This window comes from Pisciglobus halotolerans (assembly GCF_900113675.1).
Taxonomy (GTDB): Bacteria; Bacillota; Bacilli; order Lactobacillales; family Carnobacteriaceae; genus Pisciglobus; species Pisciglobus halotolerans.
In genome coordinates, this window is record NZ_FOQE01000039.1 from 1 (window position 1) to 16,130 (window position 16,130).

The following is a 16,130-nucleotide window of genomic DNA, read 5'->3' on the forward strand; positions in this document are numbered from 1 at the left end:
ATGCGGAGCGAGGTTGATAGAGGCGACAGGAAAATGAAAAAGCAAAACCGTTATCGGAAGCACTGTTGCTGTTTCGGCAAAGTATATCATGTCTCTAAGCGATTAAAATCGCAAGAGCCATGACAATGCGGAGCGAGGTTGATAGAGACGACAGGAAAATGAACATGCGCTCAGTTCTTGTCTAGGCAATCGTGAAAAACGCTAAAACTAAATAAAAGGTAAGAAACACCTCTATGGTATAATAGTCTTGCGCCTTTTTAAGTAGGAATCAGCTTAAGAAGGCACAACTCTTCATGGAGGTGTTTTTTTATGGATTTAGAAGCTCGTGTCAATCATCATTATAGCGAGTTGAATGAAAACGATATGGATATCGTATCTTATATATTGAAAAATAAAAGAAGTGTTGAAAACATGACGATCACTTCTTTAGCTAAATTAACGCTGACATCAAAATCAAGTATTTTACGGTTGGCCAAAAAATTAGGTTACTCAGGTTATAGCGAATTTAAATATGATCTAAGAAATCAATTGAAGAAAGACAAAAATGAAGAAATTTCTGTATCATTTACTGATCTACAAGATAATGAGATCGAAAATACTAAAAAACTGTTCAAACAAACGGAACTTGAACCTATTTTAGAAGAACTGCATGGCGCAAAGAGAATCTTTTGCTATGGAACAGGATGGGGGCAAAGAGATGTGTTGTCCAACTTTAATCGTTGTTTGATCCCTTTAAATAAGTTTCCAGTGTTGTTATCCTCTTTAACAGAATTCGAAATGGTGTCCCACACGATCACTGAGGAAGATCTACTGATCGTAGTTTCTTTAAGCGGGGATATTAAAGAAGCAAAAGATGTGATGCAAGCCTTAGAAATCAGGAATATTCCGATTTTATCGATCACCGATTTGAGAAACAACGGCTATGCATCGCTTGCAACTTATAATTTATATTTTCAAGTCAACTCATTTGACTATAAAGAAGAAGAAATCGTTTCATTGCTTCCGATCTATATCGCCACAGATTTGCTTTACCGCAAATACACAGAATATGTGATGCGCTTAGAACAAAAAGAATTGCTGATCTAGAGTGTTCTGCATTGAAAAATAAACTTTTTTTGACTTTTCTTATGTGATATAGATAAGATAATGAAGATATAAAATGAATGGAAACTGATCAAAGTTTTTGGAAGAAAAGAGGGGTCAAATGAGAAAAAAACAACGACTTTATATGATTTCATTAGATGCGTTTGGGGCTAGTGACTTAGAGTATGCTAAGACCTTACCTAATTTTAAGTACTTATTGGATAGAAGTGCTCTTGTTGAAAAGGTAGAAACTGTTTATCCTTCATTGACTTATATGGCACATACTTCCATAGTGACAGGAATGTATCCCAATAAACATGGCATCACAAATAATACGTATCTTCAACCCGAAAGGAAATCTCCGGATTGGCATTGGTATGCAAAAGATATCAAAGTGCCTTCTTTGTTTGATGCAGCACACGAAAAAGGATACAAGACAGCTAGTTTTCTTTGGCCGGTAACTGGTCGCAGCAAGTCGATCGACTATAACTTAACAGAGATTTTTCCCAATCGTCCTTGGCAAAATCAAGTGTTGGTATCGTTGTATTCTTCTACGCCGCTTTTTGCGATCGAATTGGACCGCAAGTTTGGCCATTTACGCAAAGGCATCCAACAGCCAGCATTAGATGAATTTTTAACGGCTTGTATTGTAGATACGATCAAAACGAAAAATCCGGATCTGATGGCGATTCACTTAGTTGATCTGGATAGCACGCGTCATCATTTCGGTGTACGTTCTTCAGAAGCCTTTGCAGCGATCGATCGGATGGATCAGCATCTTGGACAGATCATGGAGGCGATGAAAGAGCAAGGGATTTTTGAAGAAACGATTATTGCTGTACTAGGGGACCATTATCAAATCGACACCCACACAGTGATTCACTTGAACACACTATTTGAAGAAAAAGGGTGGTTGAAGCGAGATCGAAAAGGGAAGATCACTGCTTGGGAAGTCGTTGCTAAAAGTGCAGATGGCGCTTGTTACGTTTATGCAAAGCCAGAGGCCGATCTGGAAAAAGTTGCTCAAGCTTTACAGTCACTGCCAAAAGGAGTGGCATTCATTTATACAGGACAGCAAGCAGCTCAGTTAGGGGCTGATGAAAATTGTCAGTTTTTGATTGAAGCAGAAAGAGGATATTATTTCGATACAGATCAAATTGGACCATTGTTTGAGTCAACAGAACATCCAAATCATCATAAAGCAACACATGGTTTTTCACCTGTAAAAGATCAGTATGAAACGATGATGTTTATTTCAGGACCTGGAATAGATGAAAAAGCACGGATTCCCTTTGCACGATTAGTAGATGAAGGACCCACCTTTTTACATGCCATGGGGTACACTTTCAATCATCCAACTGATGGCAAAGTGATCAAAGCCTTGTTTAGAGAAGAATAGGAGGCTATATGGATAAAATAACATTCAAGTACACGAAGGCAGAAAAGAGTTGGATTATGCAAGATTGGGCCAACTCAGCCTATTCTATCATGGTCACAACGGCAGTCTTTCCTTTATTTTTCAAGGCTGTAGCGGAAGGCAGCGGAGTATCAGGAGCAGATTCCACAGCTTATTTGGGATATGCCAATGCCATCTCAACATTTTTGGTGTCGATTTCTGCACCTGTATTGGGAACGATCGCAGATTATAAAGGTCTTCGCAATCCTTTGTTCACGTTTGGAACGTTGCTCGGCATTTTTTCAACACTTGGTTTTGCTTTTGTACCTTCAGATAAGTGGCTTCCATTGCTTTTTCTATATGCATTGTCTGCTATCGGGATTGGAGTAGCCAACATTTTTTATGACGGATCTTTAATGGACGTCACGACATTGCAACGAATGGATCGCGTCAGCAGTGCCGGTTTCGGCTTCGGCTATATCGGCAGCTCGATTCCTTTTATTATTTTTATTTTTTTCCAGTTGACGCAGATTCTTCCATTATCTCAAATGGCACTGATTAAATGGGGTTTTGTCTTAACATCGATCTGGTGGTTTGGTTTTACATTGCCTTATTGGAAAAATGTTCAGCAGATCCATTATATTGAACGCCAGCCTCAGGTGGTTCGCAGCAGTTTTAAACGATTATGGCAAACGTTTAGACACATCCGCGAATACAAAAATGCATTTATCTTTTTGTTGGCCTATTTCTTTTATATTGATGGGGTAGGGACGATTTTTAAAATGGCGACCGCTGTAGGTTCGGATATCGGTCTATCATCGAATGATTTGATCATCGTTATGCTGATCACACAGATCGTAGCCTTTCCTTTTTCTATTCTTTATGGTGTGTTGTCTAAACACTACGGCAATAAGCGCTTGATTTATACGGGGATCCTAACCTACTTGCTGATATGTGTCTATGCCTTATCTCTTGATTCTTTGACAACTTTTATTATTTTGGCTTTGCTTGTTGGAACTGCTCAAGGCGGTATTCAATCCCTTAGCCGTTCTATGTTTGGACAATTGATCCCAAGTGAACGTTCAAATGAATTCTTTGGATTCTATAATATTTTTGGGAAGTTTGCAGCGGTAGTCGGTCCGTTATTGATGGGAATCATTACACAATATACAAAAAATTCTTTAGATGGTGTATTTGCTTTGATCGTCCTCTTTATTATCGGAGCGATCATCTTGCATTTTGTAGAAGAGCCAGTAAAGCCTGCAGCTGAAAATTGAAGAAAGAAAAAAGCTGATGTAAATGAAGGTGTTCTTCATCTGCATCAGCTTTTTCAATCATTATTTTTATTGAGCACCAAGATAAAGTTGCTGTTGGATCTCACGGAAGCCGACATTGCGAACTTCACGCGGAAGGAAACATCTAATCTCGTCAGCATTATAACCAACTTGAATTCGTTTTTCATCAATTAAGATCGGTCTCCGAATCAATTCTGGATTTTTATGTATCAAACCCAACAATTCTTCCAGAGAGAGGTCATTGATATCGACTTCTTTTGATAACTTGATATAGGCGTGTGACCGATACGAAATAATCTCTTCTGTTCCTTCTTCCGTCAATCTTAAAATGGCTTTCAGTTCTTCTATAGATAACGGATTTGCAACAATGTTTTTTTCAGTGTAAGGGAGGTTGTTTTCTTCTAACCATGCTCTTGCTTTGCGACAAGAGGTACAACTCGTTGTAACGTAAAGGTTGATCATTGACTATCTCTCCTTCTTGAATGAAAAATAAAGCGCTTCACCTATTATAATACTTGTTTCGTCAAGAAATAGCAATTATTTTGTTTCCTTAATCTTAATATTTTTTAATATTATTATCATAAAATTAGGTTTTATTTCAATGAAATAAGTGACTTTACATTGTGAAAAAGATAACGATATAAAACTTTTATTAATTATTTTTTTAAAAAACCACATAATTTTAATAAAAAAACAAAAAAAGTATTGTGAAGTTATTTACAATCTAGAATAAATAGGGTATTATATTTGTGAAATGATTAACAAAAAGGGGAGAAACAAAATGAAAATGCAAGCCGTTGAAACATTAAAAGAAATAGTACCGCAAAAAACAGAAACAACAGAATGGATGATCCAGCAACTAACCCAAAAAGGAAAAGCAGCTTTAGAAACATTAAGCCACTTTGACCAAGAAAAAATCGACCACATCGTTCATCAAATGGCGATAGCGGGATTAAATGAACATATGCGTTTAGCAAAAATGGCTGTCGAAGAAACGGGCCGCGGAATCTATGAAGACAAATGTATTAAAAATATGTTTGCGACAGAATCGATTTGGAATGCGATCAAAGACAATAAAACAGTAGGTGTGGTCCATGAGGATAAACAAGCTCAGCTAACAGAAGTTGCTTCCCCAGTCGGAATCGTCTGCGGCGTAACACCTGTAACGAATCCGACTTCAACGACGATGTTTAAAGCTATTATTGCGATCAAAACAAGAAACCCGATCATCTTTGCTTTCCACCCAAGTGCACAAGAAAGTTCGAAAGAAAGTGCAAGAGTATTAGCTGAAGCTGCTATTGAAGCTGGCGCACCAAAAGATTGTATTCAATGGATCGACAAACCTTCTATGGAAGCAACCAATCAATTGATGAACCACCAAGATGTTGCCATCGTTTTAGCTACTGGTGGAGCGGGGATGGTCAAGTCTGCTTATTCAACTGGAAAACCAGCATTAGGGGTTGGACCAGGGAATGTGCCATCTTATATTGAAAAATCAGCTAAGATCAAAAGAGCGGTCAACGATGTCATCGCTTCAAAATCTTTTGACAATGGGATGATTTGTGCTTCTGAACAAGCTGTGATCGTTGATAAGGAAATCTATGATGAAGTCAAAGCTGAATTTGAAAAACATCAAGTTTATGTCGTAAAACCGGATGAACTCAAAAAGCTGGAAGATGCTGTGATGAATGAAACAAAAACAGCAGTAAATCCTGCTATTGTTGGTCAATATGCAGTTACGATCGCTGAACAAGCTGGCATTAAGGTGCCAAAAGGAACAAAAATTTTGATCGCTGAATTAGAAGGTGTTGGAGAAGATTATCCATTGTCAAGAGAAAAACTATCTCCTGTTTTGGCCATGATCAAAGCAAAGTCTGTCAAACATGCTTTTGAACTGAGCCAACAAATGTTAGAACTAGGAGGACTGGGACACTCTGCTGCCATTCACACAAGAGATGAGGCTTTGGCACAAAAATTCGGAGAAGAAATGAAAGCATGTCGTATTTTAGTGAATTCTCCAACAGCTCAAGGCGGTATTGGAGATATTTATAATAACATGATTCCTTCATTGACATTAGGTTGTGGTTCTTATGGGAAAAACTCTGTCTCTAAGAACGTTTCGACGGTGGATTTACTCAATATCAAAACAATTGCGAAACGGAGAAACAATATGCAGTGGATCAAGTTGCCGGAAAAAGTTTACTTTGAGATGAATGCTATTCGATATTTACAAGAGATGAAAGACATTGAACGCGTCTTTATTGTCGCAGATGAAGGCATGGTTCAATTAGGTTATGTTGACCGCGTGATTGAACAACTCAATGCCCGCTCAAATCATGTCAGTATTCACGTCTTTTCTCAAGTTGAACCCAACCCGTCTACAAACACAGTCTATGCTGGTGTCGAGCAAATGAAAGCCTTCAAGCCAGATACGATCGTGGCGATCGGCGGCGGTTCACCGATGGATGCAGCGAAAGGCATGTGGCTTTTCTATGAGCAGCCTGAAACTAACTTTAAAGGTGTCAAACAGAAGTTCTTAGACATCCGGAAACGGACTTATAAAATTCCAGATTTAAGAAAAACAACTTTTGTATGTGTGCCAACTACTTCAGGTACAGGTTCAGAAGTCACACCATTTGCTGTTATTACGGATAGCGAAACTCACGTGAAGTATCCATTAGCCGATTATGCGATCACTCCTGATGTTGCGATCGTGGATCCTCAATTCGTTTTGAGTGTACCAAAATCTGTTACTGCTGATACTGGAATGGATGTTTTGACCCATGCGATCGAATCTTATGTTTCAGTAATGGCAAGTGATTATACGAGAGGATTGAGCTTGCAAGCGATCAAGTTAGTCTTTGACCATTTGCGTGATTCTTATCAATATGCGGATGAAGAAGCACGCATCAGTATGCACAATGCTTCAACAATGGCCGGTATGGCATTTGCTAATGCCTTTTTAGGGATCAGCCACTCGATCGCCCATAAAATCGGGGGAGAATATGGGATCCCGCACGGTCGAACAAATGCGATCTTGTTGCCGCACGTGATTCGGTATAACGCAAAAGACCCTTCAAAACATGCTCTTTTCCCTAAATACGAATACTTCCGAGCAGATGAAGACTATGCAGATATCGCAAAATTCCTTGGTTTAGAAGGCTCTACTACGGAAGAACGCGTAGAAGCTTTAGCGCAAGCTATTACACAACTGGGAACAGACTTGGGCATTAAGATGAACTTAAAAGATCAAGGGGTGACACAACAAAAACTAGATGATACCGTGGATGAAATGGCTGAACTCGCTTTCCTAGACCAATGTACGACAGCCAATCCAAAACAACCATTGATCTCTGAATTGCGCCAAATCATTGTCGATGCTTATTCAAATGACTAAAGATCGTTTAAATTAAATTTGATTAAAGGAACTGATTGTTGATCAGTTCCTTTTCAGCTTTTTGAGGAGAAAAAAATACCTCTTTTGTCTCAATGTATAGGACTAACTGGATGTAAAGCGGAAGCGAGGAACACCTGGTCCTATTCTAGTGCTTTGCGGTTCAGCGAAGCCAGTAAGGAGGCTTACTTGGCTTATGGTCCTGTCATAAGTAAATGATAAGCCATTTAAATCCATTAATGTTATAATACAAGAAATAGAACGATTTTTGTCTCATCGTTTTTATTCAAACTTTTAAGACAAGGATCATAACTTTTGAAAGGGGTCAAGTGACATGAACGATTTGAAAAAAATCATTTTGGCAGGTATCGGCGGAGCAACGATGACGGTTGAGAAGTTGGAAGAAGCCATTAACACTTTATCGTTGAAGGGGCAAATCAGTGTAGATGAAGGCAAAGCACTCAGTGAAGAATTGATTCGCAAAGGAAAAGGGAAATTTAAACAAGGCGATGATTTAAGTAAAGAAGAAATCCAAGAAGTATTGATGCAAATGAATATTGCTCAACGAGAAGATATTGCAGCTCTAGAGAAAAAAGTAGCAGAGCTAAATGAGCAGATTGAAAACTTGGTCAATAAAGAGTAGGAGCGTGTGAATTTGGCTAGCAGGGATCGGTTGCGACAAATCGTCAGCGTGTTAGGGTCTTACGGTTTTGGTCATATTTACCATACGAAGATCCGTTCACAAAATAAAAAACAGGATCCAGTGAACTTGCGTAAGGCTTTCGAAGAGCTGGGGCCGAGTTTTATTAAGATTGGACAGATTTTGTCGACGAGGCGAGATCTTTTGCCAAAGTCTTATATCCAAGAATTATCAAAGTTGCAAGATGCAGCCCCACAATTTCCTTTTGAACAAATTCAGACGATCTTTAAAGAAGATTTTGGCAAAGACTTAATGGAAGTGTTTGATGAAATCGAACAAGTGCCTATAGCCAGCGCCTCTGTTTCTCAAGTTCATCGTGGGAAATTGAAAAACGGAGAAGAAGTGATCCTCAAAGTTCAGCGTCCTGATATTGAAAAGAGCTTAGTGGAAGATATCAACTTGTTTATTAGGATCGTGGATAAGGCGCCCAATATTTTTAAAGAATTTTTAGTAGATCCTAAAGAAGTATTTGAAGAGATTTTGTCATCTTCAAAAAGGGAACTGGATTTTCGCAACGAAGCAATGGCCATGGTGAAGTTTAAAGAGCTGAATCAGCGCATTGCTTGTGTAGGGGTGCCAAAACCTTATCTGCAATATAGTTCCAAGCGAGTGATCATGCAAGAATATATCGATGGCATTAAGATCATGGACAAAAAGCAGTTGTTAGCAGAAGGCTATGATATGGAAGATGTATCTAAAAAATTATTGTTGTCTTTTTTGTCGCAGATCTTTCGAGATGGTTATTTTCATGGCGATCCTCATCCTGGTAACTTGATGATCAAAGAAGGAAAAATCTTTTTTATTGATTTCGGCATTATGGGAGAGTTATCGCCGCAACACCGAGAAGCTTTGAATGGATTATTGCAAGCACTGGTCTTTCAAGATTTAGATCAAGTGATGAACTTACTGCTTTCTTTAGGGATCCAACATGGACGAATCGATCAGACACATTTTTATGATGATTTATCTTACTTGATAGACAAATATGTAACCACAAATTTCAGCCAATTAAAAATCGGCACATTGATCGCAGATATGATGGAAGTGACACGCAAATATCGCCTATCTATGCCCAGTGATTTTACAGTGATGGTGCGAGCACTTACCGTTCTAGAAGGTGTACTGACGGATATTTACTCAGAAATCAACATTGTAGGAATGGCAAAAGAATACTTGAAAGAAAGCAACGAATTCAGCATCATCGGACCCGTCAGCAAAGAAAAAGTTTTGCTGTCTGCCTTAAAAGTATCAAAAGATATGGTAAAACTGCCATCTAACCTAGCTGTTTTTTTAGATCACTTAAACAATGGCCGCACAAAAATAAAAATTGATATCGTCAACATGGACGAAAAATGGATCGGGTTAAACAAAATGGTCAACCGCATCGTCTTTGCGCTGATCATTTCAGCCCTCATCCTTTCATCCGCCTTAATTATTTTCGCTACCGAAAAAACCGGCACCTCAATTGTCGGATTATCATTTTTCGTCGGCGCAGGCCTATTAGGACTATGGCTCCTCATCTCCATCATCCGATCCGGCAGAATGTAAAAAAACAAGGATGCGGAGCGAGGCTGATAGAGACGAAGGGAAAATGAAAAAGTGCGACACAGAGCAACCTGCGCATGTGAGCATCTTTTGAATTTTACTCGAGTCTCTGCCTCGCGCAGCTCAACTAAAAACAAGGATGCGGAGAAAGCCCGAAAGAGTCACAGCAAAAACAGGAAGTTGTTGAAGAGAGCAGCGAAGCGCGCATCAAAACAACTTATCTTTTTTGCAAAGACTCTGGCTTTCGCAGCTCAACTAAAAGACCAGCTATAAAAAGTCAACTGGATAAATATACTTTTTATGATTTTTTTCTCTAGCTCCTTGCGCGCTTCCGCTTGCTGGCCTTCCCGCTTTTATTCGTTTCTGCTTTGCAGAAACCAACAAAAACGGGAAGGGATAGGGAAAACTTATAAAAAAGTGCATATCAAATAAGCTTGGTAAAACCAATTTTTTAAAATAATATTAGGTTGTTTTTAGAGAAGTTGGCAAATGTGGTGTATAAGGTTTATGATCGCGTAATACAGCGTAAATAATGTGAGTAAGTTTTCGAGCAACGGCTCCTATAGCGACTTTATGCGGTTTGCCTCTGCTTATAAGTTTTTTGTAGTAAAGGGATAAAGCAGGATCACTGTTTGAAGCAACGAACGCAGCTTGCCAGATAGCTCTTCTGAGATAAGGAGATCCCCTTTTAGAAAGATGCGTCGTACTGGCGTTGAAATTGCCGGATTGATGGATAGAAGCATCTAATCCCGCAAAAGCAACGAGTTTGTTAGGATGATCGAATTTACTGATATCACCGCCTATTTCAGCTAAAATAACAGAACCGAGCACGTCTCCAATACCAGTAATAGTAGTAATGAAAGTATCTTGCTTTTTGATCAGCTGAGAGAGTTGAAGATCGATCTCTTCGACCTGACGCTCAATCAACTGGATCTGTTCTAAAAGAAGTTGGATCTGAAATTTAAACACATCCGGAGCGACTGTGATCCCGAAAGAAGTCTTCGCTGTTTCTTTCAGTAGTTTCGCTTTTTCGGTAGCTCGCCTGATCCCAATGCATTTTACTTGGTTGAGTGTTTCGATGAGATCAGAAGTATCGATTGCTTCGATATCTTCAGGTAACGGGGATTGGAGTAGGATCTGGCTAGAGGACTTGCCGAAAATGTCTGAAAAGACTGTCTCATATTCCGGAAATACTTGATCAAGCAAAGTGATCGTTTTGCGTTTCAAATCAGAAGCTTGGTCTACAAAGCTGAACCGTAAACGTTCCAAGTTTTTCAATCGTAAGATATCTTCATTGGGAGCTGTAGAGGTTTCAGGCAGATCCACACGGATAACTTGAGCAATCAAATAAGCATCTTTAGCATCTGTTTTCGTCTTACGAATGAAAAAGCCGCGAAGAGCATCCGATTGTAAAGGATTGAATACTGTGGTGGGGAAACCCAAATGATCAAGAAAAGAAAAGAGCGACAACCAGTAATGACCGGTGGCTTCGATACCGATGTGTGTGTTTTCAGGAAGCAAGTCTTGTTTATTAAAAAATTCGAGTAGCTTCTGACTACCTTCACTTGTATTAGGAAAACGTAAAGTTTTTCCGATGGGATTTCCAGCAGCGTCAATGATCCCAGCTTCATGATATCTTTTACCAATATCTATACCAACAAAAAACATAAAGAACACCTGCCTTATAAAATTTTAGATAAAGGTTATCCTCTCTGCTTTACGAAACATACAACCTCGTTCGATATGCGACAACCATGTGCCATCCAGCTCATTCGTATATTATTCGTAAAGAAGAGGTGTCAGTCTGTGCGACGAAGACAAGGCTCCAAGGATGCGAACTACAACCTCTATCTGTACAAATAAATTATATCTCAAATGAGAGACATAATGATTTAAAAAGTTAACAAATACGTATATTTATTAACTAACTATATTATACGAGGACGCGAAGAAGAAACGGAAGAATCAAAAATGTATACGAAAGCGGACTACCAAGCTAAGAAAGCAGCTGAAAAAGGCGAGACAGTTACGACCTCAACGGCAACTGCTGCAAATCCTAATGATGCACTGTCATTGAAGATCATCAATGGTTTAGGCGGGGAAGATAACCTCATTGATGTCGACAATTGTGCGACTCGTTTACGGGTAACTGTCAAAGATGGCGAACAAGTCAACCAACCACAGCTGAAATCAACAGGAGCTGCTGGAATCGTTGTAAAAGGAAAAAATGTGCAAGTGATTTATGGGCCTAAAGTAGCGAATATCAAATCAAATATTGATGAATATCGTGCAAGCCAAAAATAGAAATAAAGCGGACAGCTGAAGCTGTTCGCTTTTTTCTATGTTCGGTCATTATTTATCCAGTCAGTGCTCTTCTGCTGAACTGGTTTTAAATGTCGGTTTTTCTTTAATGATTTTTTCGGCCCCTAACCGATAACTGATATATTCATAACCCTGCTTTACATACATCTCACGGGCTGTGCTATCTGCATCAGTCACTAGTAACACCATTCGTTGATCAGCAAATGGCAGAACAAATTGTTGCATCTCGCTACCGATCCCTTGTTTTTGGACAGCGTCAGCAACGATGAAGTTATCGATCTCGACTGTTTCATCACTCAAGATCAAGTCAAGTGTACCAACTACTTGATCATTAAGGACCGCAATGACTTGACGACGAGAAGGATCATAAAAATTGTCCTCATACAGCTGCTGTTTTCTCTCGGCAAAAGCTTGACTGGTTTGTTGATCGATTTGCTTATTGAAGTTTTGGTAGTCTTCCAACGTTTCTTCTGTCACAAAAGAAACTGAAACGGCATGATTTTCTTTAGAAGAAGAAAAGTTTTCTGGTCTAATAGCATAGAGCTCTAGGATCTCAATGCCATAATGTTCTTTACTGAAATAGGCGATGATTTCTTCTGTGAAGCCTTTATCTTCAGGCCAATAGAACTTGATGTGTTCTAGGTCATGGTAGTGATGAAAATCAAGCAGGATCGCTTCAAGTAGTTTGAATTCTTCTACTGTTGGCTGATACTTCAGTTGCATGAAGTTATAGTCATACATGTAGGGAGCAGAAGCTTGATGGTAAAGTTGGTAGAATTCATTTTCTTCTACCAAAAAGCTGTGTGTATCAATTTGATTAAAAGTAATCATCTTAAACCTCTCTTATCTTCATTGTTTCTTTCATTATACAACATTGTCATCTTATCCAATACTGATAGCAAAGAAAATAAATTGAGCTGAGAAATTTCTCAGCATTTGAGAAAAATCACGAAATGTGAGCGCTTTCCCTACATGCTCTTCAGATATTGTTCACCTTATCAACACATGCTATGCTCTATTCATGAAGAAAACGCTATCTTAGTGAGGGAGGGCTTGAAACAAAGAAACGACATTTATGTAGTGCCAAGGTGTTCGAGGTAAGTTGGTAAGTAGTAACCAATAAAAGGGAGATGAGAAAAATGATGGAAAAACTACAGAGATTCGGCGGAGCAATGTTTACACCGGTTTTGCTATTTGCGTTTAACGGGATCGTTCTCTCGCTTGCAATAGCCATGCAAAATGAATTAGTCGTAGGAGGCATTGCAGCAAGCGGTAGTTTATGGACTGAGTCTTGGTCGATCGTTGAGAGCGGCGGATGGACGATTTTTAACAATATGGAATTGTTGTTTGTTATCGGGCTGCCGATTGGCTTAGCAAAAAAAGCCAACGCAAGAGCAGCATTGGAATCATTCGTGGTTTATATGACTTGGAATAACTTTATTGCAAAAATGTTGGAACTATGGGGTTCTGCTTTTGGTGTAGATTATTCCTTAGAAGTGGGCGGTGTAAGTGGCTTAAAAAATATCGGCGGTGTGAAAACACTTGATACGAATTTAATCGGAGCCATCCTGATTGCTGCTATCGTTGTGTGGATACATAACCGATTCTTCGAGAAGAAATTACCAGAGTGGTTAGGCATTTTCCAAGGTTCTTCAATGGTTGTGATGATTGGCTTTATCGCTATGCTGCCAATGGCTTTATTAACTTCATGGGGATGGCCGGCTGTTCAATCAGTAATCGCTCAATTACAAGGCTTCTTGGCAAGTTCTGGTTCTCTTGGGGTTGGTATTTATGTTTTCTTAGAAAGAGCATTGATACCGACTGGTCTGCATCACTTTATTTATCAGCCGTTCATTTATGGACCAGCTGTTGTAGAGGGTGGCATAGAGCCTTATTGGCTGGAAAACTTGAATTATTTCGCAAGTACTCCTGGAAAATTGCGCGACTTGTTCCCAGCAGGTGGATTTGCTTTGCATAATGTTTCAAAAATGTTCGCTCCGATCGGAATCGGTGCAGCATTGATTGCTACTGCTACGAAAGAGAAAAGAAAGCAAACCATTGCGTTAGTTATTCCTACAGCTTTAACAGCTATTTTAGCCGGGATCACTGAACCGTTTGAATTCACGTTTCTTTTCTTAGCACCACAACTCTTTGCAGTTCATGCTGTTTTAGCGGGCTTTTTAGGCGCAACGCTGTATATGCTTGGTGTTGCAGGGGATATCGGAAGCGGATTGCTGACTGTGATCACCAAATTTGTCGTACCGATGTGGGCAAATCATTTAGATGCTGTTTTGATCGTATTTGGTGTCGGTTTTGCTTTCAGCCTGATTTATTTCCTTGTCTTTAGATTCGCCATTCTCAAATGGGATATTAAAACGCCTGGACGAGAAGACGAAGAAGAAGTGAAGATGTTCCGAAAAGCAGACTACAAAGCAAGAAAAGCTAACGGAGTAGAAGGTGCATTGGCTACTGCTTCAGTTGCAGATGATCCTTACACAGAAAGAGCCAGCATCTTTTTAGAAGGACTTGGCGGACCAGACAATATTTTACTGATCAATAATTGTGCTACCCGCTTAAGAGTATCGGTTAAAGATGCTAGTTTGGTGAAAAACGATGCTTTCTTTAAACAGGGCGGTGCACATGGTGTCGTTCGAAAAGACAAAGCATTTCAAGTGATTGTTGGTCTAGATGTTCCGCAAGTAAGAGAAAAATTCGAAGACATCGTTAATCAAACAAACGATGTCATCAGTGACACCGTTATGCCAGAAACAAAATAAAAATGAATGAAAAGAAAGGAAGTTTTATCAATGTCATTAAAAAAACAATCAATCGTCGTAGCAGGTGGAGGAAGCACCTTCACTCCAGGAATCATCATGATGCTATTAGAAAACCTAGATAAATTCCCTATTCGTCAAATCAAATTTTACGATAATGACTATGATCGTCAAAAACAAATCGCAGATGCTACAGAAATTATTTTAAAAGAACGTGCACCAGAAATAAAATTTGTAGCGACAACAGATCCAGAAGAAGCTTTTACTGATATCGACTTTGTGATGGCTCATATCCGCGTCGGCAAGTATGCTATGCGTGAAAAAGACGAAAAAATCCCATTGAAATATGGCGTGATCGGTCAAGAAACATGCGGACCAGGCGGCATTGCTTATGGTATGCGTTCTATTGGCGGTGTGCTGGAATTAATTGATTACATGGAAGAATATTCTCCAGATGCATGGATGTTAAACTACTCTAACCCAGCTGCCATCGTTGCTGAAGCTACGCGTAAATTGCGTCCAAATAGCAAAATCATCAATATTTGTGATATGCCAGTTGGGATTGAGCATCGAATGGCTGAAATCTTGGGCTTACAGTCTAGAAAAGACATGACGGTGCGCTACTATGGCTTGAATCACTTTGGCTGGTGGACAGATATTCGTGACAAAGACGGTAATGATTTAATGCCTGAAATTCAAAAGCATGTTAAACAACATGGTTATGTGACACCATCTGAGTTAGAAGGATCTTCTTCAGAAGATGTAGAAGAAAGCTGGATGTACACTTATGGAAAAGCGAAAGAAGTTTATGAACTTGATCCTAAAACCTTACCAAATACGTACTTGAAATATTATTTCTACCCACAAGATGAAGTGGAGCATTCAAACCCTGAATATACACGTGCAAACGAAGTAATGGATCACCGTGAAAAGAATGTATTCTCTGAATGCAACCGCATCGCAAACATTAAAACTGCTGAAGATGCTCAATTGGTCACAGATGATCATGCTTCTTATATCGTTGACTTGGCTAGAGCCATCGCGTATAACACAAAAGAAAGAATGCTTTTGATCGTGCCAAATAAAGGATCAATCGTAAACTTTGACCCAACTGCAATGGTCGAAGTTCCTTGCATGGTTGGCTCTGAAGGACCAGAACCACTTGTCATGGGCGAAATCCCTCGCTTCCAAAAAGGTCTGATGGAACAACAAGTTGCAGTAGAAAAACTAGTTGTTGAAGCTTGGGAAGAAGGCTCTTACCAAAAACTATGGCAAGCGATCATCCTTTCAAAAACAGTACCAAATGCCCGCGTAGCCAAACAAATACTGGATGACCTAATCGAAGCCAACAAAGAATACTGGCCAGAACTAAAAAAAGAAAACCAAACAGAAACAAACAAAGAACCCCTTACAATATAATACGAGGATGCGGAGCGACCCCGCAAGAGATCGAGCACTAACACAGGAACAACGCAAGCAACCCAGCGGAGCGGTTGTGCGGATGTTACAAGTTAGGCGGAGATCTCTGGGGAGCGCAGCTCAACTATAAAGGATGCGGAGCGAGGTTGATAGAGGCGACAGGAAAATGAAAAAGCAAAACCGTTATCGGAAGCACTGTTGC

The 16,130-nt window shown here is 39.5% G+C and carries 12 protein-coding genes; 9 read left to right on the top strand and 3 right to left on the bottom strand.

Annotated features, from left to right (window positions below):
• Window positions 1-309: 309 nt before the first annotated feature.
• From BM057_RS09865 to BM057_RS09875, 3 genes are all read left to right on the top strand, one after another.
• Window positions 310-1,086, top strand: a complete 777-nt coding sequence (locus BM057_RS09865) for a MurR/RpiR family transcriptional regulator (RefSeq protein WP_047392199.1) — start codon at window positions 310-312, stop codon at window positions 1,084-1,086.
• 118 nt (window positions 1,087-1,204) lie between these two features.
• The gene (locus BM057_RS09870; RefSeq protein WP_092093399.1) at window positions 1,205-2,482 is read left to right on the top strand and encodes an alkaline phosphatase family protein; all 1,278 of its coding nucleotides are present in this window, start codon (window positions 1,205-1,207) and stop codon (window positions 2,480-2,482) included.
• Window positions 2,483-2,490: 8 nt separating this feature from the next.
• Window positions 2,491-3,756 carry an MFS transporter gene (locus tag BM057_RS09875; protein ID WP_092093401.1) on the top strand — a complete coding sequence of 422 codons (1,266 nt, stop codon included), beginning with the start codon at window positions 2,491-2,493 and terminating at the stop codon, window positions 3,754-3,756.
• 66 nt (window positions 3,757-3,822) lie between these two features.
• Here the strand turns inward: BM057_RS09875 and spxA are convergent, their stop codons facing one another.
• Window positions 3,823-4,236: a transcriptional regulator SpxA gene (gene spxA, locus BM057_RS09880; RefSeq protein WP_047392190.1), complete on the bottom strand. Its 414-nt coding sequence runs from the start codon at window positions 4,234-4,236 to the stop codon at window positions 3,823-3,825.
• Window positions 4,237-4,561: 325 nt separating this feature from the next.
• Between spxA and adhE the strand changes: the two genes are divergently transcribed.
• The 3 genes from adhE (at window position 4,562) to BM057_RS09895 (ending at window position 9,416) form a co-directional block, all read left to right on the top strand.
• The gene (gene adhE / locus BM057_RS09885; protein ID WP_047392202.1) at window positions 4,562-7,171 is read left to right on the top strand and encodes a bifunctional acetaldehyde-CoA/alcohol dehydrogenase; all 2,610 of its coding nucleotides are present in this window, start codon (window positions 4,562-4,564) and stop codon (window positions 7,169-7,171) included.
• Window positions 7,172-7,502: 331 nt separating this feature from the next.
• Window positions 7,503-7,811, top strand: a complete 309-nt coding sequence (locus BM057_RS09890; protein ID WP_047392188.1) for a phasin family protein — start codon at window positions 7,503-7,505, stop codon at window positions 7,809-7,811.
• A gap of 12 nt (window positions 7,812-7,823) precedes the next feature.
• Complete coding sequence (locus BM057_RS09895; RefSeq protein ID WP_092093404.1) at window positions 7,824-9,416, top strand: ABC1 kinase family protein; 1,593 nt, start codon at window positions 7,824-7,826, stop codon at window positions 9,414-9,416.
• 459 nt (window positions 9,417-9,875) lie between these two features.
• Here BM057_RS09895 and BM057_RS09900 read toward each other — a convergent pair whose 3' ends face one another.
• A complete protein-coding gene (locus BM057_RS09900) occupies window positions 9,876-11,081 on the bottom strand; it encodes an IS110 family RNA-guided transposase (protein WP_092093407.1) in 1,206 nt (401 codons plus the stop codon).
• A 303-nt stretch (window positions 11,082-11,384) separates the two neighbouring features.
• On the opposite strand from BM057_RS09900, the gene BM057_RS09905 reads away from it, so the two are divergent.
• Entirely contained in the window at window positions 11,385-11,717 is a 333-nt protein-coding gene (locus BM057_RS09905; RefSeq protein WP_092093409.1) for a PTS sugar transporter subunit IIB, read from the top strand.
• 60 nt (window positions 11,718-11,777) lie between these two features.
• Here BM057_RS09905 and BM057_RS09910 read toward each other — a convergent pair whose 3' ends face one another.
• Window positions 11,778-12,566 carry a GNAT family N-acetyltransferase gene (locus BM057_RS09910; protein WP_092093412.1) on the bottom strand — a complete coding sequence of 263 codons (789 nt, stop codon included), beginning with the start codon at window positions 12,564-12,566 and terminating at the stop codon, window positions 11,778-11,780.
• 308 nt (window positions 12,567-12,874) lie between these two features.
• On the opposite strand from BM057_RS09910, the gene BM057_RS09915 reads away from it, so the two are divergent.
• Window positions 12,875-14,512 carry an alpha-glucoside-specific PTS transporter subunit IIBC gene (locus BM057_RS09915; RefSeq protein ID WP_092093414.1) on the top strand — a complete coding sequence of 546 codons (1,638 nt, stop codon included), beginning with the start codon at window positions 12,875-12,877 and terminating at the stop codon, window positions 14,510-14,512.
• A gap of 30 nt (window positions 14,513-14,542) precedes the next feature.
• Complete coding sequence (locus BM057_RS09920; protein WP_092093416.1) at window positions 14,543-15,928, top strand: 6-phospho-alpha-glucosidase; 1,386 nt, start codon at window positions 14,543-14,545, stop codon at window positions 15,926-15,928.
• Window positions 15,929-16,130: the final 202 nt, after the last annotated feature.

Bases quoted from the DNA above. Each gene is read 5' to 3' on its own strand.
- BM057_RS09865 (WP_047392199.1), top strand. From the start codon at position 310: ATGGATTTAGAAGCTCGTGTCAATCATCATTATAGCGAGTTGAATGAA.
- BM057_RS09870 (WP_092093399.1), top strand. From the start codon at position 1,205: ATGAGAAAAAAACAACGACTTTATATGATTTCATTAGATGCGTTTGGG.
- BM057_RS09875 (WP_092093401.1), top strand. From the start codon at position 2,491: ATGGATAAAATAACATTCAAGTACACGAAGGCAGAAAAGAGTTGGATT.
- spxA (WP_047392190.1), bottom strand. From the start codon at position 4,236: ATGATCAACCTTTACGTTACAACGAGTTGTACCTCTTGTCGCAAAGCA.
- adhE (WP_047392202.1), top strand. From the start codon at position 4,562: ATGCAAGCCGTTGAAACATTAAAAGAAATAGTACCGCAAAAAACAGAA.
- BM057_RS09890 (WP_047392188.1), top strand. From the start codon at position 7,503: ATGAACGATTTGAAAAAAATCATTTTGGCAGGTATCGGCGGAGCAACG.
- BM057_RS09900 (WP_092093407.1), bottom strand. From the start codon at position 11,081: ATGTTTTTTGTTGGTATAGATATTGGTAAAAGATATCATGAAGCTGGG.
- BM057_RS09905 (WP_092093409.1), top strand. From the start codon at position 11,385: ATGTATACGAAAGCGGACTACCAAGCTAAGAAAGCAGCTGAAAAAGGC.
- BM057_RS09910 (WP_092093412.1), bottom strand. From the start codon at position 12,566: ATGATTACTTTTAATCAAATTGATACACACAGCTTTTTGGTAGAAGAA.
- BM057_RS09915 (WP_092093414.1), top strand. From the start codon at position 12,875: ATGATGGAAAAACTACAGAGATTCGGCGGAGCAATGTTTACACCGGTT.
- BM057_RS09920 (WP_092093416.1), top strand. From the start codon at position 14,543: ATGTCATTAAAAAAACAATCAATCGTCGTAGCAGGTGGAGGAAGCACC.